Annotated in this window: 29 protein-coding genes; 16 read left to right on the plus strand and 13 right to left on the minus strand. The window is 70.3% G+C overall.

All coding sequences use genetic code 11. The annotated features are described in order from the left end of the window. Window position 1: 1 nt before the first annotated feature. On the minus strand, window positions 2-559 hold the full coding sequence (locus tag C6C15_RS03570; RefSeq protein ID WP_060921693.1) for a phosphorylase family protein: 558 nt from the start codon (window positions 557-559) through the stop codon (window positions 2-4). Window positions 560-669: 110 nt separating this feature from the next. Between C6C15_RS03570 and nadE the strand changes: the two genes are divergently transcribed. The 3 genes from nadE to C6C15_RS03585 all read left to right on the plus strand — a co-directional run bounded on the left by nadE (window position 670) and on the right by C6C15_RS03585 (window position 5,857). Next, the gene (gene nadE, locus C6C15_RS03575; RefSeq protein WP_025104479.1) at window positions 670-1,488 is read left to right on the plus strand and encodes an ammonia-dependent NAD(+) synthetase; all 819 of its coding nucleotides are present in this window, start codon (window positions 670-672) and stop codon (window positions 1,486-1,488) included. An 86-nt stretch (window positions 1,489-1,574) separates the two neighbouring features. Further along, window positions 1,575-5,057, plus strand: a complete 3,483-nt coding sequence (locus tag C6C15_RS03580) for a TM0106 family RecB-like putative nuclease (RefSeq protein WP_105949288.1) — start codon at window positions 1,575-1,577, stop codon at window positions 5,055-5,057. After that, entirely contained in the window at window positions 5,054-5,857 is an 804-nt protein-coding gene (locus C6C15_RS03585) for a GNAT family N-acetyltransferase (protein WP_234024214.1), read from the plus strand. Before C6C15_RS03580 ends, C6C15_RS03585 begins: the two co-directional genes overlap by 4 nt. 19 nt (window positions 5,858-5,876) lie before the next feature. Here C6C15_RS03585 and upp read toward each other — a convergent pair whose 3' ends face one another. Further along, window positions 5,877-6,509 (minus strand): uracil phosphoribosyltransferase, encoded by a 633-nt coding sequence (upp, locus tag C6C15_RS03590; protein WP_025104476.1) that lies wholly within the window; start codon window positions 6,507-6,509, stop codon window positions 5,877-5,879. Between the two features lie 81 nt (window positions 6,510-6,590). Between upp and C6C15_RS03595 the strand changes: the two genes are divergently transcribed. Then, window positions 6,591-7,046 (plus strand): nucleoside deaminase, encoded by a 456-nt coding sequence (locus C6C15_RS03595; protein WP_105949289.1) that lies wholly within the window; start codon window positions 6,591-6,593, stop codon window positions 7,044-7,046. Window positions 7,047-7,050: 4 nt separating this feature from the next. Here C6C15_RS03595 and C6C15_RS03600 read toward each other — a convergent pair whose 3' ends face one another. Beyond that, complete coding sequence (locus tag C6C15_RS03600; RefSeq protein WP_060921696.1) at window positions 7,051-8,022, minus strand: cation diffusion facilitator family transporter; 972 nt, start codon at window positions 8,020-8,022, stop codon at window positions 7,051-7,053. Window positions 8,023-8,081: 59 nt separating this feature from the next. Between C6C15_RS03600 and proC the strand changes: the two genes are divergently transcribed. Then, on the plus strand, window positions 8,082-8,921 hold the full coding sequence (gene proC, locus C6C15_RS03605; protein ID WP_105949290.1) for a pyrroline-5-carboxylate reductase: 840 nt from the start codon (window positions 8,082-8,084) through the stop codon (window positions 8,919-8,921). Between the two features lie 218 nt (window positions 8,922-9,139). Here proC and C6C15_RS03610 read toward each other — a convergent pair whose 3' ends face one another. The 4 genes from C6C15_RS03610 to C6C15_RS03625 are packed head-to-tail and all read right to left on the minus strand — an operon-like array spanning window position 9,140 to window position 13,643. Further along, window positions 9,140-10,732 (minus strand): hypothetical protein, encoded by a 1,593-nt coding sequence (locus tag C6C15_RS03610; protein ID WP_105949291.1) that lies wholly within the window; start codon window positions 10,730-10,732, stop codon window positions 9,140-9,142. Beyond that, window positions 10,714-11,490: an ABC transporter ATP-binding protein gene (locus C6C15_RS03615; RefSeq protein WP_105949292.1), complete on the minus strand. Its 777-nt coding sequence runs from the start codon at window positions 11,488-11,490 to the stop codon at window positions 10,714-10,716. Before C6C15_RS03615 ends, C6C15_RS03610 begins: the two co-directional genes overlap by 19 nt. 58 nt (window positions 11,491-11,548) lie before the next feature. After that, window positions 11,549-12,220 (minus strand): potassium channel family protein, encoded by a 672-nt coding sequence (locus C6C15_RS03620; protein ID WP_025104470.1) that lies wholly within the window; start codon window positions 12,218-12,220, stop codon window positions 11,549-11,551. Then, window positions 12,213-13,643 carry a TrkH family potassium uptake protein gene (locus C6C15_RS03625; protein ID WP_025104469.1) on the minus strand — a complete coding sequence of 477 codons (1,431 nt, stop codon included), beginning with the start codon at window positions 13,641-13,643 and terminating at the stop codon, window positions 12,213-12,215. Before C6C15_RS03625 ends, C6C15_RS03620 begins: the two co-directional genes overlap by 8 nt. 104 nt (window positions 13,644-13,747) lie before the next feature. Here C6C15_RS03625 and C6C15_RS03630 point away from each other — a divergent pair, with 104 nt between their 5' ends. From C6C15_RS03630 to C6C15_RS03675, 10 genes are all read left to right on the plus strand, one after another. Next, complete coding sequence (locus C6C15_RS03630; RefSeq protein ID WP_060921700.1) at window positions 13,748-14,164, plus strand: ArsR/SmtB family transcription factor; 417 nt, start codon at window positions 13,748-13,750, stop codon at window positions 14,162-14,164. 245 nt (window positions 14,165-14,409) lie between these two features. Continuing rightward, window positions 14,410-15,336 carry a cyclase family protein gene (locus C6C15_RS03635; protein ID WP_105949293.1) on the plus strand — a complete coding sequence of 309 codons (927 nt, stop codon included), beginning with the start codon at window positions 14,410-14,412 and terminating at the stop codon, window positions 15,334-15,336. A gap of 75 nt (window positions 15,337-15,411) precedes the next feature. Continuing rightward, window positions 15,412-15,603, plus strand: a complete 192-nt coding sequence (locus C6C15_RS03640) for a helix-turn-helix domain-containing protein (RefSeq protein WP_025104463.1) — start codon at window positions 15,412-15,414, stop codon at window positions 15,601-15,603. A 114-nt stretch (window positions 15,604-15,717) separates the two neighbouring features. Next, entirely contained in the window at window positions 15,718-15,816 is a 99-nt protein-coding gene (locus C6C15_RS03645) for a 30S ribosomal protein bS22 (protein WP_003792170.1), read from the plus strand. A gap of 79 nt (window positions 15,817-15,895) precedes the next feature. After that, window positions 15,896-16,198 carry a rhodanese-like domain-containing protein gene (locus C6C15_RS03650; RefSeq protein WP_060921702.1) on the plus strand — a complete coding sequence of 101 codons (303 nt, stop codon included), beginning with the start codon at window positions 15,896-15,898 and terminating at the stop codon, window positions 16,196-16,198. Continuing rightward, window positions 16,195-16,491 carry a glutaredoxin family protein gene (locus C6C15_RS03655; RefSeq protein ID WP_060921703.1) on the plus strand — a complete coding sequence of 99 codons (297 nt, stop codon included), beginning with the start codon at window positions 16,195-16,197 and terminating at the stop codon, window positions 16,489-16,491. Before C6C15_RS03650 ends, C6C15_RS03655 begins: the two co-directional genes overlap by 4 nt. Next, a complete protein-coding gene (locus tag C6C15_RS03660; protein ID WP_025104460.1) occupies window positions 16,488-16,790 on the plus strand; it encodes a Dabb family protein in 303 nt (100 codons plus the stop codon). Before C6C15_RS03655 ends, C6C15_RS03660 begins: the two co-directional genes overlap by 4 nt. A gap of 143 nt (window positions 16,791-16,933) precedes the next feature. Next, complete coding sequence (locus tag C6C15_RS03665; protein ID WP_105949294.1) at window positions 16,934-17,746, plus strand: basic amino acid ABC transporter substrate-binding protein; 813 nt, start codon at window positions 16,934-16,936, stop codon at window positions 17,744-17,746. A 34-nt stretch (window positions 17,747-17,780) separates the two neighbouring features. Continuing rightward, window positions 17,781-18,578 carry an amino acid ABC transporter permease gene (locus C6C15_RS03670; protein WP_060921705.1) on the plus strand — a complete coding sequence of 266 codons (798 nt, stop codon included), beginning with the start codon at window positions 17,781-17,783 and terminating at the stop codon, window positions 18,576-18,578. Then, window positions 18,575-19,330, plus strand: a complete 756-nt coding sequence (locus tag C6C15_RS03675) for an amino acid ABC transporter ATP-binding protein (RefSeq protein ID WP_060921706.1) — start codon at window positions 18,575-18,577, stop codon at window positions 19,328-19,330. Before C6C15_RS03670 ends, C6C15_RS03675 begins: the two co-directional genes overlap by 4 nt. A gap of 97 nt (window positions 19,331-19,427) precedes the next feature. Here the strand turns inward: C6C15_RS03675 and C6C15_RS03680 are convergent, their stop codons facing one another. From C6C15_RS03680 to C6C15_RS03700, 5 genes are all read right to left on the minus strand, one after another. Next, the gene (locus C6C15_RS03680) at window positions 19,428-20,519 is read right to left on the minus strand and encodes an ABC transporter ATP-binding protein (RefSeq protein WP_105949295.1); all 1,092 of its coding nucleotides are present in this window, start codon (window positions 20,517-20,519) and stop codon (window positions 19,428-19,430) included. After that, window positions 20,516-21,307 (minus strand): ABC transporter permease, encoded by a 792-nt coding sequence (locus tag C6C15_RS03685; RefSeq protein ID WP_105949296.1) that lies wholly within the window; start codon window positions 21,305-21,307, stop codon window positions 20,516-20,518. Before C6C15_RS03685 ends, C6C15_RS03680 begins: the two co-directional genes overlap by 4 nt. Further along, window positions 21,304-22,242, minus strand: a complete 939-nt coding sequence (locus C6C15_RS03690) for an ABC transporter permease (RefSeq protein ID WP_435873136.1) — start codon at window positions 22,240-22,242, stop codon at window positions 21,304-21,306. Before C6C15_RS03690 ends, C6C15_RS03685 begins: the two co-directional genes overlap by 4 nt. Then, window positions 22,239-23,378, minus strand: a complete 1,140-nt coding sequence (locus C6C15_RS03695; RefSeq protein WP_060921710.1) for an ABC transporter substrate-binding protein — start codon at window positions 23,376-23,378, stop codon at window positions 22,239-22,241. The genes C6C15_RS03690 and C6C15_RS03695 overlap by 4 nt, the downstream gene beginning before the upstream one ends. A 135-nt stretch (window positions 23,379-23,513) precedes the next feature. Continuing rightward, window positions 23,514-24,029, minus strand: coding sequence for a GNAT family N-acetyltransferase (locus C6C15_RS03700; RefSeq protein ID WP_105950745.1), 516 nt, complete (start codon window positions 24,027-24,029; stop codon window positions 23,514-23,516). Window positions 24,030-24,134: 105 nt separating this feature from the next. Between C6C15_RS03700 and C6C15_RS03705 the strand changes: the two genes are divergently transcribed. Next, window positions 24,135-24,908 carry a sulfite exporter TauE/SafE family protein gene (locus tag C6C15_RS03705; protein WP_060921721.1) on the plus strand — a complete coding sequence of 258 codons (774 nt, stop codon included), beginning with the start codon at window positions 24,135-24,137 and terminating at the stop codon, window positions 24,906-24,908. 103 nt (window positions 24,909-25,011) lie between these two features. Here the strand turns inward: C6C15_RS03705 and aspS are convergent, their stop codons facing one another. Further along, a complete protein-coding gene (gene aspS / locus C6C15_RS03710) occupies window positions 25,012-26,790 on the minus strand; it encodes an aspartate--tRNA ligase (RefSeq protein WP_025104450.1) in 1,779 nt (592 codons plus the stop codon). Window positions 26,791-26,900 lie beyond the last annotated feature (110 nt).

The following is a 26,900-nucleotide window of genomic DNA, read 5'->3' on the forward strand; positions in this document are numbered from 1 at the left end:
GTCAGACCCCGTACTCGGCGCGGATCACCTCACGCAGCTCGATGCTGCACCGGGCGATGGCCTCGCGGAAGTCGGCCAGAGCGCCGTCCTCCGCCTGATCGGAGACGGCGCGGAACGCGCGGATCGGCACGCCGAACTGCCCCGCCACCCAGATGTAGGCGTAGGTCTCCATGTCCACCAGCGCCGCACCCATCGGCCGGATCACGGCGGTGACCTCGGCGTCGTTCACGAAGTGGTCACCCGTGGCGATCACGACGCCCTCGCGGCCTGTGGTCACCTGCGGCGGAAGCGAGACGTGCCGTCCGACGACGCCGTCCAGGTCGATCACGTCGTGCTGAACCGCGGTCGCGATCTCGTGCACCGCGTACGCACGCCCCTTCTCGATGGAGCCCGCGGTGCCTACGACGACGACCTCGTCGTAGGTCTTCGCGTCGAGGGCGCGGGTCAGGGCGTACGTCGCCGGCAGCTTTCCGGGGCCGGTGACCAGCCGGTCGAAGCCGGCGAGCTCCTCGGGGAAGGCGGACAGTTCGGACTCGAGGGCGGCGACGAGGAGCTTCACCGCTTCAGTCTCTCAGGTCGCGGCCGGATACCGAGTCCCGGCGCAGTGGCGTGACCCGCACGAAACACGGAAGGGGGATACTGGAGCCGAACCGATGAGCGGAGGACAACGTGTCGTTGCAGAAGCAGATCGCGGAAGACCTGGGCGCCCGGCCCGACATCGATCCCGAAGCGGAGGTGGAGCGTCGCGTCGGCTTCCTCGCGGACTACCTGCGCACGACCGGCGCGAAGGGCTTCGTCCTCGGCATCTCCGGCGGACAGGACTCGACGCTCGCGGGGCGCCTCGCCCAGCTCGCGGTGGAGCGCGTACGTGCGGAGGGCGGGGAGGCGACCTTCCTCGCGGTGCGCCTGCCCTACCGCGTCCAGCACGACGCCGACGATGCGCAGGCGGCCCTGGACTTCATCGCGCCGGACTCGTCGATCGAGGTCAACATCCAGAACGGTGTCGAGGGCGTCGAGAAGGACATCGAGTCCGCCGTTTCCAGCGACATCTCCGACTTCAACCGCGGCAACATCAAGGCCCGCCTCCGCATGGTCACCCAGTATGCGCTCGCCGGGCACGAGGGACTGATCGTCATCGGCACCGACCACGCCGCCGAGGCCGTCACGGGGTTCTACACGAAGTTCGGCGACGGGGCCGCTGACGTTCTCCCGCTGGCCGGTCTCACGAAGCGACAGGGGCGGGCCCTGCTCCAGTTCCTGGACGCTCCGGAGCGCCTGGCCTTCAAGGTCCCCACCGCCGACCTCCTCGACGACCAGCCGGGGCGGACGGACGAGGACGAGCTGGGGCTGACGTACGAGCAGATCGACGATTTCCTCGAGGGCCGGGAGGTCGACCCCGAGGTCGCCGGCCGCATTGAGGCGCGGTACCTCGCGACCCAGCACAAGCGTCATCTCCCGGTGACCCCCGACGACACCTGGTGGCGCTGACCGGAGCCGCGCACGCGGGACCGCCCGCTTTTCGCCGTGTCGGACGCCGCGGATAGTGTCGAAGCAGCCGACAGAACGGGAGAATCGTGCGGATCGACACAGAGGCGCGGCGGGTCATCTGGAGCGCGAGCGACCTCAAGGCGGCCGCCGAGTGCGAGTTCGCGTGGTCCCGCGCGATCGACGCGAAGCTGGGGCGGGTCCCCGCCGTCGAGGAGCCGGAGGATGCGACGCTCCTCCGCGCCGCCCAGCTGGGAGACGTGCACGAGCAGAACGTGCTCGACCGCTACATCCGGGAGCTCGGCGACGAACGGGTGCATCGGATCGCCAAGGTCTCCTCGAGCGATCCTGAGGCCCTCGCGGCCGCCGTCGACGAGACGCTGAGCGCTCTGCGGTCCGACGCGCTGGTCGTCTTCCAGGCGGCCTTCGCCACCGACGAGTTCGTCGGGTTCGCCGACTTCCTCCGCCGCGATGAGGACGGGCGCTGGCGTGTGCAGGACTCGAAGCTCGCGCGCAAGGCCAGGGTGACCGCCCTCATGCAGCTCGCGGCATATGTCGACCAGCTCGACCGGCTCGGCATCCCTCGAGCCGACGAGGTCGACCTCATCCACGGCGACAACAGCGTCAGCACGCACGCGGTCGACGACCTCCTTCCGCTGTTCCGGGTGCGTCGGTCGCGGCTGCGCGCTCTCATCGCGGACCGCGCCGTGGCCGAGGGCGTCGCCGGGGCGCCCCTCGCGTGGGGTGACGACCGCGGCGACCTGCGCGTGGTCGCCTGCGGGCGCTGCGCCACGTGCGAGGAGCAGGTGCTGGCACACCGGGACCTCCTCATGGTCGCCCGCATGCGTCCGGTACAGCGGGCCCGTCTCCGCGCCGCCGGGATCCTCACGATCGACGACCTGGCTGCGGCGACGCAGGCCCCCGAGGGCATGAACGTCGACACGTTCGAGAACCTCCGTGCCCAGGCCCGCGTGCAGCTGCGGGCGGATGCCGAGGGCGCGGCGACGTACGACGTGCACTACGCCGCGGCGATCCACACCCTCCCGGTGCCCAGCCACGGCGACATCTTCTTCGACTTCGAGGGCGATCCGCTGTACACCGAGCCCGCCCCCGACGGCGAGGCGGAGTGGGGCATCGACTACCTGTTCGGCTGGGTCGACAACGCCGACCAGTACACCGCGCTCTGGGCGCACTCGTTCGCGGAGGAACGGCGGGCGCTGGAGACCTTCCTCGACTTCGTGAAGGTGCGTCGAGCCGCCCACCCCGGCATGCACATCTACCACTACGCCCCCTACGAGACCTCGCATCTCGTCGCGATGGCCGCCCGCCACGGTGTGCGCGAGGGCGAGGTGGACCGCCTCCTCCGGGAAGGCGTGTTCGTCGACCTGTACCCGCTGGTGCTGCGCACCGTGCGGGTCGGTTCGCGGTCCTACTCCATCAAGAAGCTCGAGCCCCTCTACATGGGGGAGGACGTGCGCACGAGCGACGTCCAGAAGGGCGACGACTCCATCGTGCAGTACGTCGCCGCGCGGGAGCTCGCGGCGGCGGGGGCGCAGTCCGAGGCCGATGCCGTGTTCGCCGACCTCGCCGACTACAACCGCTACGACTGCGTCTCGACCCGCCGGCTGCGCAACTGGCTCATCGACATCGCCCGCGCGGAGGGCGTCACGCCGGCCCCGCCGGACGATGCGGACGAGGTCATCTACGAGCCGTCTCCGCGCTCGCTCGCTCTGCTCGGCGACGCAGAGCGTGCGGTGGAGGCCGGTGACGACGGGCTCGTGCACCGGATCGCGGCGGCCGCCATCGACTACTTCCCCCGCGAGGCGAAGAGCTTCTGGGTCGCGCACTTCCAGCGGCTGCGGGAGCCGGTCACCATGTGGGACGGCACGCGCGATGTGGTGAAGGTCGATGCCACCCGATCGCGGGTGCGCCGCGACTGGAGCATCGGCGAAGGGCGCCGAGTGCTGTCGCGGGAGCTCGAGATCCGCGGGGAGGTGTCCCCGGGCACGACGCTCGGCCCCGGCGCGCAGCCGTTCGCGCTCTACGACGTCCCGGCCCCGTTCGACACCGACGTCCCGTCGCGGGCCGTGCACGTACCGCACGGGGTCACGGTCGTCGAGGTGCTGGACGACGGGTACCTCGTGATCGAGTCCGCCGTGCAGGGACAGACCTGGGACGACCTCCCCGTCGCGCTGACCCCTGCGGCGCCGCCTCGCGTGGTGTCGCTGCAGCAGGCGATCGACGAGTGGGCGGACGCGGTGCACGCGGCCGCCCCGGACTTCCCTGAGGACGCGGCCACCGACATCCTCCGCCGCCTGCCTCCGCGCACGGTGTCGGGGAACGCGCTTCCGGCCGCAGGCGACGATCCGATCGACGCGATCGTCCGCGGAGTCCTCGACCTCGACCACAGCTACCTTGCGGTGCAGGGGCCTCCGGGCACGGGGAAGACCTACACGGGCTCCCAGGTGATCGCCCGGCTCGTCAACGAGCACGGCTTCCGCATCGGCGTCGTCGCGCAGTCCCACGCGATCATCGAGACGCTCCTGGAGCGCGTGGTCGCCGACGGCGTCGCCCCGGCTCGGGTGGCGAAGTGCCCCAAGGATGCCGATGCCGATCCCGGCTACACGGTGATCCCGAAGACCGGGATGGCCGCCTTCCTCGCCGAGCATGAGAACGAGGGTGCCGTCGTGGGCGGCACCGCGTGGGACTTCAGCAACACGCAGCGGGTCGCGAGGGGAGAGCTCGACCTGCTCGTGATCGACGAGGCCGGACAGTTCTCGCTCGCCTCGACCATCGCGGTGGCCGCCGGTGCGCAGCGGCTCCTGCTCCTCGGCGACCCTCAGCAGCTGCCCCAGGTCAGCCAGGGCGCCCACCCGGAGCCGGTGGACACCTCTGCGCTCGGCTGGGTGATGGACGGCGATCCCGTCGTTCGTCCGGAGTACGGCTACTTCCTCGCCCGTTCCTGGCGGATGCACCCGTATGTCGCTGCTCCGGTGTCGAAGCTCGCCTATGCCGGGAAGCTCGCCTCCGCTCCCGGAACGGAGCGACGCGCAGTGGAGGGCATCGACCCGGGGCTGCACGTGGTGCCCCTGCGGCACCGCGGCAACGCGACTCAGTCGCCGGAGGAAGCCGCAGAGGTGGTGCGTATCGTCGGCGATCTCGTCGGCCGCACCTTCCACGACAACGACGCCGAGGGCACCGTCCGCCCGCTGACGCCGGAGGACATCATCGTGGTGGCGCCGTACAACGCGCAGCGGCAGCTCGTGCACGATGCGCTCGCGGCGGCGGGATTCGGCGGAGTCCCGGTGGGCACCGTCGACAACTTCCAGGGCAAGGAGGCGGTCGTCTCCATCACGACGCTCGCCGCGTCGAGCGGTCGGGATGCCCCGCGCGGCCCGGAGTTCCTGCTGCTGCAGAACCGGCTCAACGTGGCGATCTCCCGCGCGCAGGTCGTGGCCTACCTCATCCACTCGCCGGCGCTGCTCGACGACCTGCCGTATACGCCCGAAGGGGTCGCGAGGCTCAGCGCCTTCGCCCGCCTGGTGGGTGCGGCCGAAGAGGAGGGATCATGATGTCGTACGTCCCCTTGTCCGCTTCCGTCGAGACGCCGACGGTCGATGAGATCCTGCGCGCCGCCGCCGCATGGGCGTGGTTCCCTCGCGGCAGCGAGGACGTCCGCGACGACCTGCTGCTCGTGCGCTACCCGGAGCGGTTCGGGGGCGGCGTCCGCGGCTCCCAGGTGACGTCGACGCGGCCCGCCGCTGAGGTGCTGGACGGGGCACTGGAACGCACCAGAGCCTGGGGCGAGAACGTCTTCACATTCTGGACCAACCCCGCGGACGACCCGGACCTCGAGGACGAGCTCCAGCGCCGCGGTGCGGTGCACGTCGACACTGTCACGGTGTTCGCGCGTCCGACCATCGGAGCCGCGGTCGACGTGCCGCCCGGGGTCACCGCCGAGGTCGTGCGCACGAGGGACCAGCTCCGCGAGGTCGACGCGATCAACGTCCCCGTCTGGGAGCAGCAGCCGCTGGACGAGGACGGTCTGGACGCCGAGTTCGCCGAACTCACCGCTGGCCTATCCACGGGGGAGGGCTTCCGGGTGCTCGGCCGCATCGACGGCCGCGCGGTGAGCACCGGCGGCTGCACGATCGTCGACGGGTTCACCCGCCTGTGGGGAGCCGCGACACTCGAAACCGACCGCGGGCGCGGCGTGTATCGGGCGGTCCTCGCGGAGCGCCTGCGAGAGAGCGCCGCGCGCGGGGCCGCAACGGCGCTCGTCAAGGGCCGCGTCTCGACCTCGGCGCCGATCCTCGCGAGGGCCGGCTTCACGCGTTACGGCGAGGAGCGCGGCTATCGCCTGACCCTCTGAGTCGAGAGCGCGAGCGAGGTCAGACGGTGCCGTAGAGGCGGTCGCCCGCATCGCCGAGGCCGGGCACGATGTAGCCCTTCTCGTCGAGGCGCTCGTCGAGAGCTCCGAGGACGAGGGTCACATCGCGGTCGCCGGCCATCGCCTCGATCGCGGCCACGCCCTCCGGGGTGCCCAGCAGACAGATCGCGGTGACGTCCTTCGCGCCGCGGTCGAACAGGAACTGGATGGCCGCGGCGAGAGAGCCGCCGGTCGCGAGCATCGGGTCGATCGCGAAGCACTGGCGGTCGGAGAGATCGTCCGGAAGCCGCTCTGCGTAGGTGGTGGGCTCGAAGGTCTCCTCGTCGCGGACCATGCCGAGGAACCCGACCTCCGCGGTGGGGAGGAGCTTGACGAGGCCTTCGAGCATGCCGAGACCGGCGCGCAGGATGGGGACGACGATGGGTCGCGGCTCGGAGATCTTCACACCCGTGGTCGTGGTGACCGGCGTCGTGATCTCGATGGGCGTGACCTTCACATTCCGCGTCGCCTCGTACGCGAGGAGCGTCACGAGTTCTTCGGTCAGCTGGCGGAAGACCGGCGACGGGGTGCGCGCGTCGCGCAGCACCGAGAGCTTGTGGGTGATGAGAGGGTGGTCGGCGACGTGAACACGCATGGATACAGGCTAATGCGCGCCGCGTCCGCGCACGACATCGGGTGCCGTAGCGGCCGCCCCGCGCTGCCGTAGGCTCGGGGCATGACCGCCGCCGACCGCCTCGCGATGCAGCGTGCGCTCGAGCTCGCCGCCGAGGCCGCCGCCGCCGCGGAGATCCCCGTCGGTGCCGTCGTGCTCGACGCGGACGGCCTTGTCGTGGCCGAAGGGCGCAACACCCGCGAGGCCACGCACGACCCGACCGGGCACGCCGAGATCGAGGCGATCCGCGCCGCGGCATCGGTCCGCGGGTCGTGGAACCTCGACGGCTGCACACTCGTCGTCACCCTCGAGCCCTGCGTGATGTGCGCCGGCGCGATCCTCCAGGCACGCATCGGCCGCGTGGTCTTCGGCGCGTGGGACGACAAGGCGGGAGCGGCCGGCTCGATGTACGACGTGCTGCGTGACCGCCGCCTGCCGTATCGCGCGGAGGTGATCGGCGGCGTGGACGAGCACGCGTCCATCGCTCTGTTGCGTGCCTTCTTCGAGGACCGTCGCTGAACGCTCAGTCCGAGGACTTGAGGACGAACACGTCCGTCGAGGGCTCCGGATCGATCGCGGGACGGTAGACGTCCGGCTCGATGTAGACGACCCGGGCGACCGGCACGGCGGCGCGGATGCGGGCCTCGATCTCGTCGATGTCGTCGGCGACCTCGCGCAGCGGCTTGTCGGCGTTGAGCGCGATCTTCGCGGCGACCATCAGCTCGTCCGGCCCGAGGTAGAGGGTCTTCATGTGGATGATCTTCTCGATCTCCGGACCGTCGTTGATCGCGTCCACGATGCGGTCGTAATCGGCGGGGGTCGCGCCCTCGCCGACGAGCAGGCTCTTGGTCTCCACGCCCAGCACGATCGCGATGAGCACGAGCAGGACGCCGATCATCACTGTGCCGAGGGCGTCGAACACAGGGTTGCCGGTGAGGAGCGTGAGGCCGACGCCGAGCAGGGCGAAGGTGAGGCCGGTGAGGGCCCCGACGTCTTCCAGGAGGACCACGGGGAGCTCCGGCGCCTTGGACCGCCGGACGAAGGAGAACCAGGACTGGCCTTTCTCGCGGACGACGTTGCTCTCGCGCACGGCGGTCCGCAGCGAGAACGACTCCAGGCCGATCGCGATGAACAGCACGACGAGCGGGAGCCACCACCAGGTCTGGTCGATCTCATGCGGGTGGGTGAGCTTCTCCACGCCCTCGTAGATCGCGAAGAGCCCGCCGACGGAGAAGAGGATGATCGACACGACGAACGCGTAGACGTAGCGTTCGCGGCCGTAGCCGAACGGGTGCGAGCGGTCCGCGTGGCGCTTCGCCTTCCGGCCGCCGAGCATCAGCAGCAGCTGGTTCCCCGAGTCGGCGACGGAGTGGATCGCCTCGGCGAGCATCGAGGCCGAGCCCGAGAGGGCCCACGCGAGGAACTTCGCGAGAGCGATGCCCAGGTTCGCCAGGAACGCCGCGACGATGGCCTTGCTGCCTCCGGATGCACTCATGCGACGAGTCTAGGACGGGAGCCCGAGCGGCACAGGAGCGCCCGCCGTAGGATGACGACATGGCTGATGCGCTCCCGTCTCTCGCGTTCCTCGGTGCCGGATCCATGGGAGGAGCGATCCTCCGCGGTGTGCTCGCCTCGGGGGTCCCTGTGGACGGAGGGATCACGGCCACGAACCGCACGCCGGAGAAGGCGGAGGCGTTCGCGGGCCTGGACGGCGTCACCAGCATCGCGCTGTCCGAGCGGCCGGAGGGCAATGCCGACGCCGTGGCCGGCGCACGAGTGGTCCTGGTCGGGGTGAAGCCGGCGATGGTCCCGGACCTGCTCCGCGAGATCGCGCCGCACCTCAGCCCCGAGACCGTCGTGGTGAGCCTCGCCGCGGGAGTCACGCTGCAGACCTTCGCCGACGTCCTCGGGACGGAGGCCCGCGTCATCCGCTCGATGCCGAACACCCCGTCGACGATCCGCAAGGGGGTCACGGGTCTCGCGGCCGGCGCCGCGGCGACCCCCGACGACGTCGCGCTCGTGCGTCGTCTGTTCGAGACGGTGGGGGCGGTGGTGGAGGTCCCGGAGGCGCAGATCGATGCGCTCTCGACGATCTCGGGCTCCGGTCCCGCCTATGTCTTCCTCCTCATCGAGCAGTTCACCGCAGCCGCGCGGGAGATGGGTTTCGCCGACGCGGACGCCCGGCTGCTGGCCGAGCAGACCTTCATCGGCGCGACCGCGCTGCTGGACTCGACGGGGGAGGACCCCGCCGAGCTGCGCCGCCGGGTGACGAGCCCGAAGGGGACGACGGAGCGCGCGGTCGCCGTGCTCCAGGACGCGCACCTGTCCGACACCTTCGCCGCCGCTGCTGCCGCCGCTCTCGCCCGCGCGAAGGAGCTCGCCGCCGGCGCCTGATCCCCAGCTCGTTCTCGCGCGCCTCCACCCCGCGAGAACAGGCGATCACGCGAGTTCAGGCAGCCACTGCTCTTGGAGCCTGAACGCGCTCGAGTGCCTGTTGCGGCGAGAGGTCGCGGGAGCAGGCATCCACGCGAGAACAGGTGATCACGCGAGTTCAGGCAGCCAGTGCTCCTGGAGCCTGAACGCGCGCGAGTGCCTGTTGCGGCGAGGTGCGGCTAGGCCTCGCTGGCGACCTCGGCGAGCACCTCGGGCCAGCGCCGCTGCAGGGTGCGCCCGCCGAGCACCGTGCCGCCCCAGAGCGCGACCCCACCGAGCACGACGGCGGCCGTGAGGCTCGCCCAGCCCAGCGGCGGGATCCAGATCGACGCGATCGCGAAGCCGAGGGCGGGGCCGCCGAGCAGCAGCGTGATCGGCGACATGATGAGCATCGCGAGGAAGGACTGCGCGCCGCCGGAGGAGCCGCGTCCGAACGGGTTGGCCTCGGGAGCCGGAGCTCGCCCGGGCAGGAACGCGCCCACCCAGGAGCCCGCGCCCGCCGACACCGCCATGAGTCCGAGAGCAGCGCCCAGGCTGCCCGGAAGCAGATCCGGACGTCCGGCCAGCAGACAGGTCACGACGCACAGGAGGATCGTGATCGGCACTGCGACCAGCGCGAACCCGAGCAGGCGTCCGAGGCGGTCGGCGGTCCCGCTCACCCCGGTGAGGATGTGCAGCGCGACGGCGTCGTTGTCGTAGGCGATCGCCATCTGCACGATGCTCCCGGCGAGCAGGGCGTTGATCGCGGGGATGAGGGTGATCGCGGGTGCGAAGCCGGCACTGTCCTGCTGCAGTCCATTCATGAGCGCGAGCCCGAGGAAGATCGCGGGGAGCAGCAGGAGCATCACGATGTTGACGACCTGACGCGGGTCGCGGCGGAAGTAGCGGAGCGTCCGTCCCGCGATGGCACCGACGGGGCCCGCGGGCAGCAGACGGTCGAGCACGCCTCCCGAGCGCACGCGTCCGCCCCCGCTCGACTGCAGCGGCGCGACCAGGCGCGCAGCGAGCATCCGGCGCGCGGCGACCCAGAAGACCGCAAGGGTGGCGGCGGCGACGAGCAGCCGCAGGAGGGCAGTGATGACGTCGCCTTGTGCCACCGCGGCCGGGACGCCGAACACGGCGGCGACCGGCGTCCACGCGGCGATCTCGGCGACCGCGGTGAAGGCGCCGCCGACGTCGCGCACGGTCGACAGTGCCTGCAGCCCGATGTTCAGGAGGAGGCCGGACGAGGCCAGCAGCACCACGCCGAGGGTGAGGACGAGGTCACGCGTCCGCCGACGGGCGAGCCATCCCGCGAGCAGACCGCTCACGACGCGGGCGCCGAGGACGCAGGTCGCGAGGGCCACGGGGACCATGAGCACCGCGACCAGGAGGGCCGGAGCGCTGACCGACCATCCCACGAGCATCAGCAGCAGGGCCAGAGCGGTGCCGATGCCGCCGATCGTCGTCATCCCCGCCACGACGAGACCGGGGAGGAGGGTGCGGGCGGTCACCGGGAGCAGGGCGAAGCGCTCGGGCGCCAGCGAGTCGTCCGCACTGACCAGGATCGACCCGATCCACCACCCGAGCACGATGACGGCGCCGGTGAGCACCATCGCGGTCACGGCGGCGTCCGGAGCGCCCACCCGCAGCGCGATCAGCCCCACGGTCAGCAGTCCCAGCATGCTCAGCGCGATGAGACCCACGATCACGAGGGTCACGATCATCCAGGGGTTGCGGGAGAGCTGATGCCCGAGCTGTCGCAGCCGCAGGCCTACGAGGAGCGCAACCACGCGAGCGTCTCCGTTCCGAGGTCGTGCGCGCCCACGAGGGTGAGGAAGCGCTCCTGCAGCGTGAGCCCGGCGCGCACCTCGTCGAGGGCGCCGTGGGCGAGCAGACGCCCCTCGGCGACGATGGCGACGCGGTCGCACAGCGACTCGACGAGCTCCATGACGTGGCTGGAGAGGACGACCGTGCCGCCGCCGTCCACGAAGGAGCGGAGGATCTGCCGGATCGTCTGCCCGGAGACCGGGTCGACGGCCTCGAGGGGTTCGTCGAGGATCAGCAGCCGGGGCGCGTGGATGAGCGCGCAGGCCAGGCCGATCTTCTTCTTCATGCCGGCCGAGTAGTCGACGACGAGCGTGTCGCGGGCCTCCGTCAGGCCGAGCGCGTCCAGCAGCTCACCGGAGCGGGAGACGACCTCCGCCTCCGGCATCCCGCGCAGCAGGCCGGTGTACCGCAGCAGCTCGGCGCCGCTGAGCCGGTCGAGCATCCGGATGCCGTCGGGAAGCACGCCCATCCGCGCCTTCGCGGCGGCCGGATCCTGCCAGACGTCGGCGCCGAGCACCCAGGCCGTCCCGGCGTCCGGGCGCAGGAGCCCCGTGGTCATGGCGAGCGTCGTCGTCTTGCCCGCACCGTTCGGGCCGAGCAGCCCCAGCATCGAGCCCGCGGGGACGTCCAGCGACAGCGCGTCGACGGCGACCTTCTGCCCGAACTGCTTGCGGAGCCCGCGGAGGGCGAGGACGGGCGGTGCGGGGGCGTGATCGCTCATGCCCCCCATCCCACCACGCCTGCCGCGACCGGCGCATCCGCCGCGGGGAGGACCCGGCTCAGCGGTCGAGGGCGGCGAAGCGCTCGATGTCGCTGTTCGTCCCGGAGACGATGATGAGGTCGTGGTTGGTCACGATCGTGTTGGCCTCCGCGTAGCGGAACGGCTTGCCAGGGCTCTTCACGCCGACGACCGTGACCTTGTACTTCGAGCGCACACCGGATTCGTTCAGGCCGACGCCGCGGATGAACTTCGGCGGGTACATCTTGGCCAGGACGAAGTCGTCGTCGAAGCGGATGAAGTCGAGCATGCGCCCGCTCACGAGGTGCGCGACGCGCTCGCCGGCCTCACGCTCGGGGTAGATGACGTGGTTGGCGCCCACGCGGGCCAGGATCTTGCCGTGCGACTGCGAGACCGCCTTCGCCCAGATCTGCGGCACCTTGAGGTCGACGAGGTTCGCCGTGATGAGCACGGACGCCTCGATCGAGGATCCGACGGCGACGACCGCGACCTGGAAGTCCTGGGCGCCGATCTGGCGGAGGGCGTCGATGTTGCGGGCGTCGGCCTGCACGGTGTGCGTGACGCGGTCCGACCACTTCTGCACGAGCTCGAGGTTGTCGTCGATCGCGAGGACCTCGCGGTCGAGGCGGTCGAGCTCGCCGGCGCAGGCGGCACCGAACCGGCCGAGACCGATGACGAGGACGGGAGCGTCCCCCCGAAGGACTTCAACCAACGATCGGCCTTTCCACGGGCAGTGAGTAGTACTGCGTGCGCGATGTCGCGGCGACTGCCGCAGCGAGAGTCACTGTACCAACGCGGCCCATGAAGATCGTCGCGGCCATGACGTACGAAGCGGAATCCGGAAGCTCCCCGGTGAGGCCCGTCGAGAGCCCGACCGTGCCGAACGCGGAGATGACGTCGAAGAGCACATGGCTGATGTCCGCCTTGGTGATCTGCGCGATCACGATGGTCGACAGGGCCACGATGGTCGCGCCCCAGGCGACGACGCTGAGCGCGACGCGCTGCACGTCGCTGGGGATGCGGCGGCCGAACGCCTCGACGGACTGGCGGCCCTTCGCCTCGGACCAGACGGCGATCGCGAGGACCGCGAGTGTGGTCACCTTGATGCCGCCCGCCGTCGACGCCGACCCGCCGCCGACGAACATGAGCATGCTGGCGGCGAGCAGCGACGAGCCGTTGAGGTCGTCCATCTCGATGACGTTGAAGCCGCCGGAGCGGGTCATCGCGGAGAGGAAGAACGCCTGGAAGGTCGTGTCCGCGGCGTCCATCGACCCGAAGGTCTTGGGGTTGTCGTACTCGAGGATGAGGAAGGCGGCCGCGCCGAGGATGAAGAGCAGCACCGTGGTGACGATGGTCAGCTTCGAGTGCAGCGACCACCGCTTGACGTGCCAGACGTGCTTCGCGAGCGTGTAGATCACCGGGAAGCCGATGCTCCCGAGGAACACGCCGACCATGAGCAGCGACAGCACGAGGTAGTCGTCGGCGAAGACGGCCACTCCGCCGTCGTTCGGGGCGAAGCCGGTGTTGGTGAACGCCATCGCCGAGAAGTACGGGGCTTCCCAGAGCGCGGCGATCGGGTCGACCCCCGCCATCACCAGCGCCGGATACAGGAGGGCCGCGAGGGCCGCTTCGATGAAGAGGGCGGAGAGGGCGACCGTGGTGAGCAGCTGGCCCACCTCGCCGAGGCGCACGGTCTGGCTCTCGTTGACCACGCCGCCGTGCGCCCGGAGCGGGTTCGTGTCGCCCGCCGCCATGAGCTTCGCGCGCAGCCCGAGGCGCTTCGAGATGAGCATCCCCATGAGGGAGGCGAGGGTCAGCACGCCGAGGGCGCCGATGTTGACGCCGATGAACACGACGACGTGCCCGAACGGCGACCAGTGGTTGGCCATGTCGACGGTCGCGAGGCCCGTCACGCAGATCGTGGAGACGGCGGTGAAGAGCGCGTCGCTGAGCGGTGTCACCGTGCCGCTGGCGGACGCGATCGGCAGCGAGAACAGCACCGTGAACACGAGGATCAGCAGCGCGAAGACCGCGATGGCGAACCGGGACGGCGACGAGGTGATGAGGTGCTTGACCCGGCCGGCGGCTCCGGGGAGACCGGTGCGGGGAGACGACGCCGAAACGATGCCCGACATCGCTGCCCCCTTCTTCTGCGCCGTCCGTTCCCCGGCGGCCGCGCGGCGCCTCTCGCCGAGCCTTCGTCATGGTACTCCGTGCCGGGGCGCACTACCCTGATCACATGACGGACATCTTCGACGTGATCGCAGACGGTACGAGGCGCGACATCCTCCAGCTCCTGCTCCGACGCACGTCCGAAGGCGAGTCCGGCACGAGCGTGAGCCAGATCGTGGCCGACCTCGGCATCAGCCAGCCCACGGTCTCCAAGCACCTCAAGGTGCTCCGCGACGCCGAGCTCGTCACCGTCCGCGAAGACGGGCAGCGTCGCTTCTACAGCCTGTCCGTTGCGCCGCTGGAGGCCGTCGACGACTGGCTGGTCCCCTTCCTCGTCGACGCGTTCGGCGATGCCGCCCCGGACATCGCGTACCCCGGCGCCCCGATCCCCGACAGCGCTGCGCACGCGGCCGAGGTCGTCGGGCGTGCGGCCGCGTCCGCCAAGCACGTGGTCACGAACGCGCTGAAGCGCCTCGGCGCCTGATCCCGCGCGCCCCTGCACGGACGGGAACCGCCCCCGACGGCAGGGGGGATGCCGTCGGGGGCGGTGTGCGGACCCCAGATCCGCGCGGACTCGGCAGGTGCCGGCACGGGTCCCGCACCGACAGTGGCAGGGCTGTCTGAGCGATCGGGCAATGCGGGCTATGCGCGGGCTGGACGTCGGTGTGCTGGTTCGAGCAGGGCGGGCGCGCACATCACGGTGTCGGCTGTCTCCGGCAGGATGGGCCCATGACGGACGAGTACCGCGCGCATTTCGACTTCGCGATCACCTTCGCCAACGGCGGCGGATTGCAGGGGCAGGGGTTCCGACTCGATCTGCCGACGAGAGACATGACGGTCGAGGAGATCTCCGGGCTGCTCGTGTCGCACCTCGGTCTGGCACTCGTGGGCGAGGTCGAGCTCCGCGACCTGCAGATCGTCGCCGAGCCGCACCGCGGCAGCCGTGGCGTCGCGGCTCCGGCTCGTGGAGACCGCACCGAACGGGTCGTGGACCTGAGCCACCCGATCGCGGAGGGCATGGTCACCTATCCCGGGCTGCCGGCGCCGACCATCACCCCGCACCTCACCCGCGCGGCCTCGCGCGAGCGCTACGCGCCGGGGACGGAGTTCGCGATGGACGTGATCACGATGATCGGCAACACGGGCACCTATCTCGACGCGCCGTTCCACCGCTATGCGGACGGGGCCGACCTGGCGTCGCTCGACCTCGACACCCTCGTGGACCTGCCCGCCGAGGTCTTCCACCTCCGCGACGCGTGGACGCCCGATCGGCGCGGCATCAAGGCGGCGACGCTCGCGGATCGTGAGCTCCGCGACAGCGCGGTGCTCCTGGACACCGGCTGGAGCCGGCTGTTCGGCACGCCCGCATACGGCACCGGCTCGCCCTTCCTCACCGAGGACGCGGCGCGCTTCCTCGTGGACGCGGGGGTGCGCCTGGTCGGCATCGACGCGCTCAACATCGACGACACGGAGAGCGGCGGGGAGCGGCCGGCGCACAGCATCCTCCTCGCGGCGGGCGTGCATGTCGTCGAGCACCTCACCGCTCTGGATCGCCTCCCCGCGCGCGGGGCGCGGTTCACCGCGGCGCCTCCGGCGATCCACGGGTTCGGGACGTTCCCGGTCCGGGCGTTCGCGACCGTGCCGACATCCCACTGATCACAACAGCCACGCGGGTTTACACGCGTCCCAGCGACCCCATAGAGTGTGCTCATCGAGAAAGGGGTACGTGGGATGCCCGAGGTTCCAGACGTCCGATTCCTGACGGTGGCCGAAGTCGCCGAGCTCATGCGCGTGTCCAAGATGACCGTGTACCGGCTCGTGCACGCCGGTGACCTCCCCGCCATCCGATTCGGACGGAGCTACCGCGTGCCGGAGTCCGCCGTCGCGGAGGCTCTGCAGCGGCCCATCGCCGACGCCGGCTGACGGAGGGCGCGGGGCACCCTTCTGAGTTTGCTAGGATGATCCGAGGCATTTTTCGTGCTCGTACCCGGGTGTCCGATTCCGGCGACACCCAGCCCCTGACTTAGTGAGGTTTCCGTGGGTTCTGTCATCAAGAAGCGCCGCAAGCGCATGGCGAAGAAGAAGCACCGCAAGCTGCTTCGCAAGACTCGCCACCAGCGCCGCAACAAGAAGTAAGCGGCCAGACACCGAGCGCCTGTCTTCGGACGGGCGCTTTGTGTCTCTGCGCGCCGTTCCGCACCGCCGAGAGGATGTCATGAAGTCGATCACCGTCGCCGAACTCGCCGAGCGCTCCGGCACGCCCCTCATCGATGTCCGGGAGGTGAACGAGTTCCAGGCGGGCCATGTTCCCGGCGCCGTGAACATCCCGATGTCGGAGATCGGCAACCGCCTGGACGAGCTCCCCGCCGAGTCGTTCGACGTGATCTGCCAGGCCGGCGGCCGCTCGGCCCGCGTGGTCGAGGCGCTCGAGTCCCGCGGTTACGACGCCACCAACGTCGAGGGCGGTACCGGCGAGTGGATCGCGCAGGGACGCGAGGTCGAGGTCCCGTCGTCGTGACGACGCTGACCCTCATCGGCAAGCCCGACTGCCATCTGTGCGCCGTGGCCTCCGAGGTCGTCGACGCGGTCGTCGCCGAACTGCCGGACGCCGCCGCGGAGCGCATCCAGATCGTCGAGGCGTCGATCCAGGACGACCCCGCCCTGTACGAGCAGTGGTGGGAGAAGATCCCCGTCGTCCTCATCGACGGGCGAATGCATGCGCACTGGCGGGTGTCCCCCGACCGACTGCGCGAGGCGCTGGAAGAAGCCGTCGACGCGGAGGCCCGCGCCGACCAGAAGGAGCTGCGATGACCATCCGCCATGTCGTGACCTGGAAGCTCGCCGCGGAGGACGCGGGGGAGCGACAGGCCCAGGCGGCCGAGGTCGCCCGTCGGCTCAACGCCCTCGACGGCGTCGTGCCGCAGCTGCGCAGCATCTGGGCCGGTGCGAACGACGTCTACCCGGACGCGAACTGGGACGTGACGCTGGTCGCGGACTTCGACTCCGTCGCCGACCTCGAGCAGTACCAGGTGCACCCTGCGCACGAGGAGGTCGCCGGGTACATCCGCTCGGTCGTCTCCGGCCGTGTGGCGGTCGACGCCGAGCTCTGAGCGTCGAGCGTCGTCCCCGCGGCACCGAAACACAAACGTAATGCGGCGCGAGGGGATGTCATTGGTCACGCGACGAGCCGCATGTTTAGATGAACTCCTACCCGTCCGTGGGCTCACCCGCCCCCCGACTCCCAGGAGCCGACATGTCCCGTCGTAACCTCTTCGCCGGCCTCGCGATCGCGGCCACCGCCACCCTCGCACTCGCCGGATGCGCCACCGGCTCCTCCGACGCGGGCAGCGGCGGCGAGTCCGCTGCCGGTGACGACTACGGACTCATCGAGGCGGGCAAGCTGACCGTCTGCTCCGACATCCCCTACCCGCCGTTCGAGTTCGAGGGTGACAACGGTGAGTACACCGGCTTCGACATCGACCTCCTCGGTGCGATCGCCGAGCAGCTCGACCTCGAGCTCTCCGTGCAGGATGTGGGCTTCGATGCGCTGCAGTCCGGCACGACTCTCGCCGCCGGCCAGTGCGACATCGGTGCCTCGGCCATGACGATCACCGACGAGCGCAAGGCCAACATCGACTTCTCGGACCCGTACTACGACTCGCTGCAGTCGCTCCTCGTGCGCACCGACTCGGGGATCAAGTCCATCGACGACCTCGACGGCAAGAACGTCGGCGTTCAGCAGGGCACGACCGGCGAGGCCTACGCCACGGAGAACGCGAAGGGCGCGCAGCTCGTGCAGTACCCGTCCGACGGCGAACTGTGGCCCGCGATGCAGGCCGGGCAGATCGACGCCATCCTGCAGGATCAGCCCGTCAACCTCGAGCACGAGAAGGCCGACTCCGCCTACAAGATCGTCGAGACGTACGAGACCGACGAGTCCTACGGCTTCGCCTTCGCCAAGGGGGAGAAGGACGAACTCCGCGAGGCCGTGAACGAGGCTCTGCAGGAGCTCCGGGACAACGGCGAGTACGACACCATCTACAACGAGTACTTCACGGCCAACTGAGTCGAGAGCTGAGTCGGTCGGGAGGACCTTGACAATGGCGTTGAGGCGCACCACGAAACAGAAGCTGTACCGGTACTCGATCTACGCGGTGCTGCTCGCGATCGTCGTCTGGGCGATCGTCAGCACCGACTGGGCGCGGATCGCGCAGCTCTACTTCAACCCCGAGGTCGCGGCGAAGATGCTCCCGGGCATCATCACCACGGCGCTCGTCAACACCCTGTGGTTCACGGCGGTGGCGTTCGCAGGCGGCTTGCTGCTCGGCATCCTGCTGGCGCTGATGAAGCTCTCGGTGATCGCGCCGTTCCGGTGGATCGCGACGGCGTGGATCGAGCTGTTCCGCGGTCTGCCCGCGATCCTCACGATCTTCGCGATCGCGTTCATCCTGCCGATCGGTCTCGGTGTGCCGGCGACCCGCCTCGGCGGGCCGGTGGTCCTGGGCCTGATCGGTCTGATCCTCGTGGCCTCCGCCTACATGGCAGAGACGATCCGGGCCGGAATCCAGGCAGTCCCGAAGGGACAGACCGAGGCGGCGCGTTCGCTCGGCATGTCGCCCATGAAGACGACCTTCTGGATCGTGGTCCCGCAGGGCTTCCGGATCATCATCCCGCCGCTGACGAACGAGTTCGTGCTGCTGCTGAAGGACACGTCGCTGCTGTTCGTCGCGGGCTCCTTCATCTGGTCGAAGGAGCTCACGAACTTCGCTCGTGACGCAGCGACGCAGAACGCCAACGGAACGCCGCTGATCATGGCGGCGATCCTCTACCTGATCGTGACGATCCCGCTCACGCGTCTCAGCGCGTGGCTCGAGCGTCGGATGGCGAGGACACGATGAGCACCGACCTGATCGACGTGCAGGCCCCGGCGATCGCGATCCAGGACCTGCACAAGAGCTTCGGCGACAACGAGGTGCTCAAGGGCATCGACCTGACGGTGCTCGCCGGCGAGGTCGTCTGCGTGATCGGCCCGTCCGGATCCGGGAAGTCGACGCTGCTCCGCTCGGTGAACCTGTTGGAGGAGCCCACGGGCGGCAAGGTGCTCATCGAGGGCATCGACATCACCGATCCCGACATCGACATCGACCGCGTGCGCACCCGTATCGGGATGGTGTTCCAGAGCTTCAACCTCTTTCCGCACCTCAGCGTGCTCGGCAACCTCACGATCGCGCAGCAGCGGGTGAAGAAGCGCTCGAAGGCGGAAGCCGAGAAGGTGGCCCGCGCCATGCTCGAGCGCGTCGGTCTCGCGGAGAAGGCCGACGCGTACCCCGGGCACCTCTCGGGCGGGCAGCAGCAGCGCGTGGCCATCGCCCGGGCGCTGTGCATGAACCCCGACATGATGCTGTTCGACGAGCCGACGTCGGCCCTCGACCCGGAGCTCGTCGGCGAGGTGCTGCAGGTCATGCGGTCGCTGGCCGACGAGGGCATGACGATGCTCGTCGTCACGCATGAGATGGGCTTCGCGCGCGAGGTCGGTTCGCGGCTGATCTTCATGGACGGCGGACACATCGTCGAGGAGGGCGACCCCCGCGAGGTGCTGGCGAATCCGCAGCACCAGCGCACGAAGGACTTCCTCTCCCGCGTCCTGTAGTTCTCCCCCCGGTGCCGCCGAGACCCCGGGCATTCGCCGAGACCCCCGGCTGCAGACGTCTGCTGCCGGGGGTCTCGACGTGAACCCGGGGTCTCGATCAGCCGCGGGGACGCGCGACCACCGGGACAGGGGTCACCGCGATGCGGACGCGGTCGCCGAACGACGGGTGCACGGCGGGATCGTGCTGCACGCGGACGAGCTCACCCGACTCCGTGCGCACGAGGGTCCGCCGCATGCTGCCGAGGAACGTGCTCTCCTCCACGAGCGCATCGGTGGCGGCGTCCTCCGCGGAGGTGAAGCGGACGTTCTCCGGACGGAGGTATACGTCGACGGGGCCGTCGGCGGGGGTCTGCAAGGGAAGACGCTGCCCCCACACGACGACGTGATCGCCCTCGGCGACCCCGGACACGACGCTGGAGAGGCCCACGAACGCGGCGACCTCGGCGGTCGCAGGGGTCGTGTACAGCTCTTCCGGGGAGCCGATCTGCTCGATGCGACCCGCGTTCATGACCGCGATCCTGTCGGACACCGCGAGGGCCTCCTCCTGATCGTGCGTGACGAACACGGTCGTGATGCCGAGCCGCAGCTGAATGCGCCGGATCTCGTCACGGAGCTGCACGCGCACCTTCGCGTCGAGTGCCGACAGCGGCTCGTCGAGCAGCAGCACCCGAGGCTCCGTGACGAGGGCGCGAGCCAGGGCCACCCGCTGCTGCTGCCCGCCGGAGAGCTGATGCGGGAACCGGTCGGCCAGGTCGGCCAGACCCACGAGGGCGAGCGCGTCGAGGGCCCGTCGCGCCGCCTCGGTCTTGCCGACACCCCGACGACGGAGCCCGAAGGCCGTGTTGTCGACGACGCGGAGGTGCGGGAACAGCGAGTACGACTGGAACACCATCCCGATGTCGCGCCGGTTGGTCGGCACCCGCGAGACATCTCCGCCGCCGAGGAGGACAGTCCCCTCGTCGGCGCCCTCGAGTCCGGCGAGCACGCGGAGCAGGGTGGTCTTCCCGCAGCCGGACGGGCCGAGCAGCGAGACGAACTCCCCGGGAGCGATGTCGAGGTCGACGCCGTGCAGCACCCTCGTGCCGCCGTAGCTCTTCACGATGCCGTGCAGCTCGACCCGCGTGCCCTCGCCGGCCTGGGCGAGCAGCAGGTTGTCCTTGGTGCGCGGGAGCGCGTGATCGAGGGTCATGAGCGGGCCTTTCGCGGACCGCGGGCGACGCGGCCGATGAGCAGGAGCAGGAGGAAGACGAACAGCAGGGCGAGCAGCGTGAAGATCGCGGGCGCGAACGGGTCCTGCTTCTGCACCACGACCATCGCCGTCTGGAAGACCTGCCGGTTGAGGAGGGACGCGATCGTGAACTCCCCGAGCACCACCGCGATGGAGATCAGCGCGGCGGCGAGCAGGCCCTGTCGGAGGTTCGGCGCGAGGACACGGAGCACGACCGTCGTCCACCCCGCCCCGAGCGAGCGTGCTGCCTCGGACAGCGTGCGCAGATCGGCGGCATCGATGGATGCCTGGATCGAGCGGAACGCGAAGGGGAGGACGGTGACGCCGTAGGCGAAGGCGAGGGTCCAGGTGCCGGTGCCGACGGTGCGACCGATCTGCAGGTAGATCGGCGCGAGGCCCACCACGAGGACGATCGCGGGGATCGAGATCGGGAGGAGCGCGACGAACTCGAAGGCCGCCTTCAGTCTGGGCAAGCGCAGGTTCACGAGAATCATCGTGGGGGCCAGGAGGAACAGCACGATCGCCACGGTCACCACTGCGAGGATCAGCGAGTTGCCGAGCCCCGTCCAGATGGGCTTGAGGCTCGCCGACGCCGCGGGGTCGAAGAGGGCGGCCCAGTGCGCGAAGGAGAGGCCGTCCGTGCCGCGCAGCGTGAAGAGGAACGTCGACACGAGAGGCACAGCGAAGAACGCGCCGACCACGATGCCGATCACCGCACGGGTCGCGCGGGACGGGGCGAGGCCATTCATGCCTGCCACCGCGCGGCGCGTCGCTGGATGACCGAGTACAGCGCCATCACGACGCCGACCACGACGATCATGCCGAGGGCGAGAGCGCCCGCGAGATTCTCCCGGCCGAGCAGGGTCTCGCTCGTGAGCGCCGTGCGGATCTGCAGCGGGACGATCTGCGAGCCCTGACTCGCGAGCGCCGCGGCCGTGGCGTAGGAGGAGAACGCGTTCGCGAAGAGCAGCAGCAGGCTCGCGAGGAACGACGGCGCCAGCACCGGGAGGCCGATCCGCAGCCAGAAGCTCGTCCTGCTGCCCCCGAGGGCGAGGTTCGCCTCGACCCACTGCGGCTTCAGGGCGGCGAGGGCGGGGAGGAAGGTGATGACCATGAGCGGCACCTGGAAGTAGATGTACGGGAGGATGAGGCCGGGCAGCTCGTACAGCCACGTGCCCTCGGCGAAGATGTCGATGCCGAACGTGTCGCGGAGGAAGACCGTGACCACGCCCTGGATGCCGATCGTGGCGATGAAGGCGAAGGCGAGCATGACGCCGCCGAACTGCGCGAGGACCCCGGCGGCCGCGTCCACGGAGCGGCGCACGACGCCGTCCGGGTTCATGCCGAGCAGAGCGTAGGAGACGAGGGCGCCCACGACCGCACCGACCGCCGCGGTGAGCAGCGACAGCCCCGCCGAGTTCGCGAAGGTCGTGAGCACCACCGGGTCGCCGAGGGCGGCGACGTTCGTCCAGGTGAAGGCGCCGTCGCCGTCGAAGAACCCGGAGCCGATCGCGAGCACGGTCGGCACGGCGAGGAAGAGCAGCACGTAGGCGGCGAACGGTACGAGCCCCAGCCACGCCACGGACGGCGCCGACCGCCGGGCCCGCGTGTGCGACGCGGGTCCGGCGGTGGTGCCGGGGGCGGACGCCGCGGCGTCCACCCCCGGTGCGACGACGGTGGTCACTGGACCGCCGCTGCCCACTTCTCGCCGAGCAGCGTGCCGGCGTTCTCGGACTGCTCCTCGGTCGGCACGACGGTCTCCTCCGGGGCCTCGGGGAGAGCGGCCGCGAGCTTCTCGTCGATCGTGCCGGCCTCGGTCATCGCCTCCATGCGCACCGGACGGGCGCCGCCCTTCAGCCACAGGTTCTGCACCTCGTCGCTGTAGAGGAACTCCTGCCACAGACGCGCGGCGGCCGGGTTCGGGGCGTCGACGTTGATGGCCTGGTTGTAGTAGCCCGCGTAGCCGGTGCCGTCGAAGACCACGACCTTCCAGTCCGGGTTGTCGGCCGTGTGGGCCGCGTTCAGGTAGTCCCAGTCGAAGACCACGGGGGTCTCGCCGCTGGCGACGGTCGCGGTCGTGACGTCGACCTTGAGGAGGTTCCCTGCCTTCTGCAGGTCGGAGAAGAAGTCGATGCCCGGCTGGAAGTCGTCGAGCGTGCCGTCCGACTGCACCGTCGCCAGGCCCACGGCGGCGAAGGCGGCGCCGGCCTGCGTCGGGTCGCCGTTGATGGCGACGGCACCCTTGTAGTCGGCGGAGAGCAGGTCGGACAGCTCAGCCGGCGCCTCGAACTTCGAGGAGTCGTAGCCGATCGACATGTACCCGCCGTAATCGCCGACGAAGAGGCCGGAGGGCTCCTTCAGCTCCTCGGGGATGTCGTCCCAGGTCTGGACCTTGTACGGAGCGAACGCATCGGTGTTCTGCAGGGCGACGGTGAGGCCGAGGTCGAAGACGTCGGGGGCGGTGTCGAGGCCCTTGTTCGTCTCGGCGGCCTGGATCTCCTCGGCGCTGGAGACGTCGGGCGAGGCCTCGTTGATGGTGATCTCGGGGTACTTCTCCGCGAACAGGTCGAGGATCTCGCCGTAGTTCGCCCAGTCGCGGGGGAGGGCGATGACGTTGAGCTGACCCTCCTCCTTCGCGGCCGCCTCCAGGTCGGCGAAGGAGCCGAAGTCCGCGACGGAGGTCGCGCTCGCCGCGTCCACGGCGTCGTCACCGGCGGCCGGGGCGTCGGTCGCGGAGGCGCAGGAGGTCAGAGCGATGACGGCCGTGGTGGCCAGGGCGATGCCGGCGCCGATGCGTGCGCGGCGGATGGAGCGTGCCATGAGTGTCCTCTCGGTGTCCGGCGCTGTGAGCCGGTGTCGGGTTGCGAGAGGACACTACGAGTCCGAGGTGGCCACGCGGAGCGGCTCCGGTGAACGGTCGGTGTCGGGTGGGTGGCGCGGGAGTGCGCTGCGCATTCAGCGCTGCGGGACGGTGTACTTGAAGCCGCGGTGCGACCCCACGTAGCCGAGCCGCTCGTAGAACCGGTGGGCGTCGGTGCGGGCGGCGTCGGAGGTGAGCTGCACCATGGCCGCACCGAGCGCGGGCGCCGCCGCGTCGCCGACCCAGCGCATGACCGCGGAGCCGATGCCGGACGAGCGCAGGTCGCTGCGCACCCGGACCGCTTCGACGAGCAGCCGCCGGGCGCCGCGGCGTGCCATGCCCGGGATCGACGTGAGCTGAAGGGTGCCGACCACCGCGCCGTCGACCTCGACCACGAGGAGGTCGTTGGAGGGATCGGCCAGGATCTCGCGGAGGCCGCGCTCGTACGCCGGACGGTCCTCGTCGGACGCCACGTCGCCGCGGGCGGCGCTGATCGGATCGTCGGCGAGCAGCGCGATGACGGCGTCGGCATCGGCCTCGGTCGCCCGCCGGAGCACGGCGTCCCCGCTCCTCGACGCGAACGGATGCGGAAGCGGGAGAGCGGCGAGCATGAGCCCAGTCTGCCAGCGGAGGATGCGGGACGGCGCCCGCGGGTCTGGAATCATGGCGGAGTGGATATCGGCAGCCTCCTCGGACTCGAGCAGCTCACCTGGGGGATGCTGATCCTCATCATCGTGGCGGCGTTCAGCGCCGGGTGGATCGACGCGGTCGTCGGCGGCGGAGGGCTGCTGCAGCTCCCGGCGCTCCTCCTCATCCCCGGCATCGCCCCGGTCCAGGCGCTCGCGACGAACAAGCTCGCCTCCGTGTTCGGGACCGCGACCAGCAGCATCACCTACTACCGCCGGGCCAAGCCCGACCTCCGTACGGCCCTGCCGATGGCGGTGATCGCGTTGATCGGCTCGTTCGGGGGCGCGGCGGTCGCCACGGTGCTGCCCCCGGCCGCCTTCAAGCCCATCATCGTGATCGCCCTGCTGGCGGTGGCCCTGTTCACGGCGCTCCGGCCGCAGCTCGGGGCGGCGACGCAGCTGCGCTTCCACGGGCACAAGCACCACATCATGGCCGGGCTCGCCGGGCTTGGTATCGGGTTCTACGACGGGATGATCGGTCCGGGGACGGGCACCTTCCTCGTGATCACCCTCGTCGCGCTGCTGGGCTACGACTTCCTGCAGGCGAGCGCGAAGGCCAAGATCGTGAATCTCGCGACGAACGCGGGGGCGCTGCTCCTCTTCATCCCGCACGGCTCGGTGCTGTGGCTGCTCGGGGGCATCCTCGCGGTCGCGAACGTCGGGGGCAGCTACCTGGGCTCGCGGATGGCCATCTCCCGCGGCACGACGTTCATCCGCGTGGTGTTCCTCGTCGTCGTGGTGGCTCTCATCGCGAAGCTCGGCGTCGACGTGTGGAACGAGAACCTCGCCCCCCTCTTCGCCTGATTTCTCCTTTCTCTCTTCGCCGAGACCCCGGGTACGCGACGAGACCCCGGGCTGCCAGCGGCAGTGTCCCGGGGTCTCGGCGGCAAGACGGGGTCTCGGCGGGTCAGGCCTCGTCCTCGGGGGTGAAGTCCACACCGGCCTCGGCGCGCTGCTCGGGGGTGATCGGCGCGGGAGCGGAGGTGAGGGGATCGAAACCGTTCCCGGACTTCGGGAAGGCGATGACGTCGCGGATCGACTCGGTCTTCGTCAGGTGCTGGAGCACGCGGTCCATGCCGAGCGCGATGCCGCCGTGCGGGGGAGCGCCGAACTTGAACGCGTCGAGGAGGAAGCCGAACTGCTCCTGCGCCACCTCGTCGCTGATGCCCATGACCTCGAAGACCCGCTTCTGGATGTCCTCGCGGTGGATGCGGATGGACCCGCCGCCGAGCTCCGAGCCGTTGCACACGATGTCGTACGCGTAGGCGAGGGCCGAGCCGGGGTCGGTGTCGAACGTGTCCTCGAACTCGGGCTTCGGCCCCGTGAACGCGTGGTGCACGGCCGTCCAGGCACCCGCGCCGACCGCGACGTCTCCGGAGGCGACCGCGTCGGCGGCCGGCTCGAACATGGGGGCGTCGACGACCCAGGTGAAGGCGAACTCGTCCGGGTTCAGGTACCCGAGGCGACGGCCGATCTCGACCCGCGCGGCGCCGAGCAGCGCCCGGCTCTCCTTGGTGGCACCGGCGGCGAAGAACACGCAGTCGCCCGGCTCGGCGCCGACGAACTCCGCCAGGCCCGCCTGCTCGGCCTCGGACAGGTTCTTCGCGGCGGGGCCGCCCAGGGTGCCGTCCTCGTTGAACAGGACGTAGGCGAGACCGCGCGCGCCGCGCTGCTTGGCCCAGTCCTGCCACGCGTCGAGCTGCTTGCGCGGCTGGCTCGCACCGCCGGGCATGCGCACCGCGCCGACGTACTCTGCCTGGAACACGCGGAACGGGGTGTCCTTGAAGTAGTCCGTCGCCTCGACGAGCTCGAGCCCGAAGCGGAGGTCGGGCTTGTCGGAGCCGTACTTCGCCATGGCGTCGGCGTACGTCATCCGCGGCAGCGGGGTCTGCACCTCGACGCCGATCGTCTTCCACATCGCCACGATGAGCGACTCCATGAGGGCGATCACGTCCTCCTGGTCGACGAAGCTCATCTCGATGTCGAGCTGCGTGAACTCGGGCTGACGGTCGGCGCGGAAGTCCTCGTCGCGGTAGCAGCGGGCGATCTGGAAGTACTTCTCCACACCGCCGACCATGAGCAGCTGCTTGAAGAGCTGCGGGGACTGGGGGAGGGCGTACCAGCTGCCCGGGTGTAGACGGGCGGGGACGACGAAGTCGCGGGCGCCCTCCGGCGTGGAACGGGTGAGGGTCGGGGTCTCGACCTCGGTGAAGTCCTCGGCGTGCAACACGTCCCGGATCGCCTTGTAGACGTCGGACCGCAGGCGCAGCGCGGAGGCGGCGGCCGGGCGGCGGAGATCGAGGTAGCGATACTTCAGGCGCGCCTCCTCGCCGACGGTCTCGGTGTCGGCCAGTGCGGTCGAGACCTGGAACGGCAGCGGGGCCGACTCGTTCAGCACCTCGACGTCGGCCGCGATGACCTCGATCTCGCCGGAGGGGAGGTTCGGGTTCGCGTTGCCCTCGGGGCGCCGCGACACCTCGCCGGTGACCTTGAGGACGAACTCGTTGCGCAGCGGGTGGGCGATCTCCTCGTCGCGGATGACGACCTGGGCGATGCCCGACGCGTCCCGCAGATCGATGAAAGCGACGCCTCCGTGGTCACGACGACGATCGACCCACCCGGTGAGGGTGACGGTCTGACCGATGTTCTCGGCGCGCAGGGAGCCTGCGGAGTGGGTGCGCAGCACGGAGGATTCCTCCTGATCCGGGGAAAGATGAACCCGCCCAGTCTACGCGGGCGTCCCGGCCCTTCCCGGCCGGGTCGCCAGCGCGGAGCAGCGGCACCTCAGTAGGATCG

The sequence above is a fragment of the Microbacterium sp. str. 'China' genome, from assembly GCF_002993305.1.
GTDB classification, from domain to species: Bacteria; Actinomycetota; Actinomycetes; order Actinomycetales; family Microbacteriaceae; genus Microbacterium; species Microbacterium paraoxydans.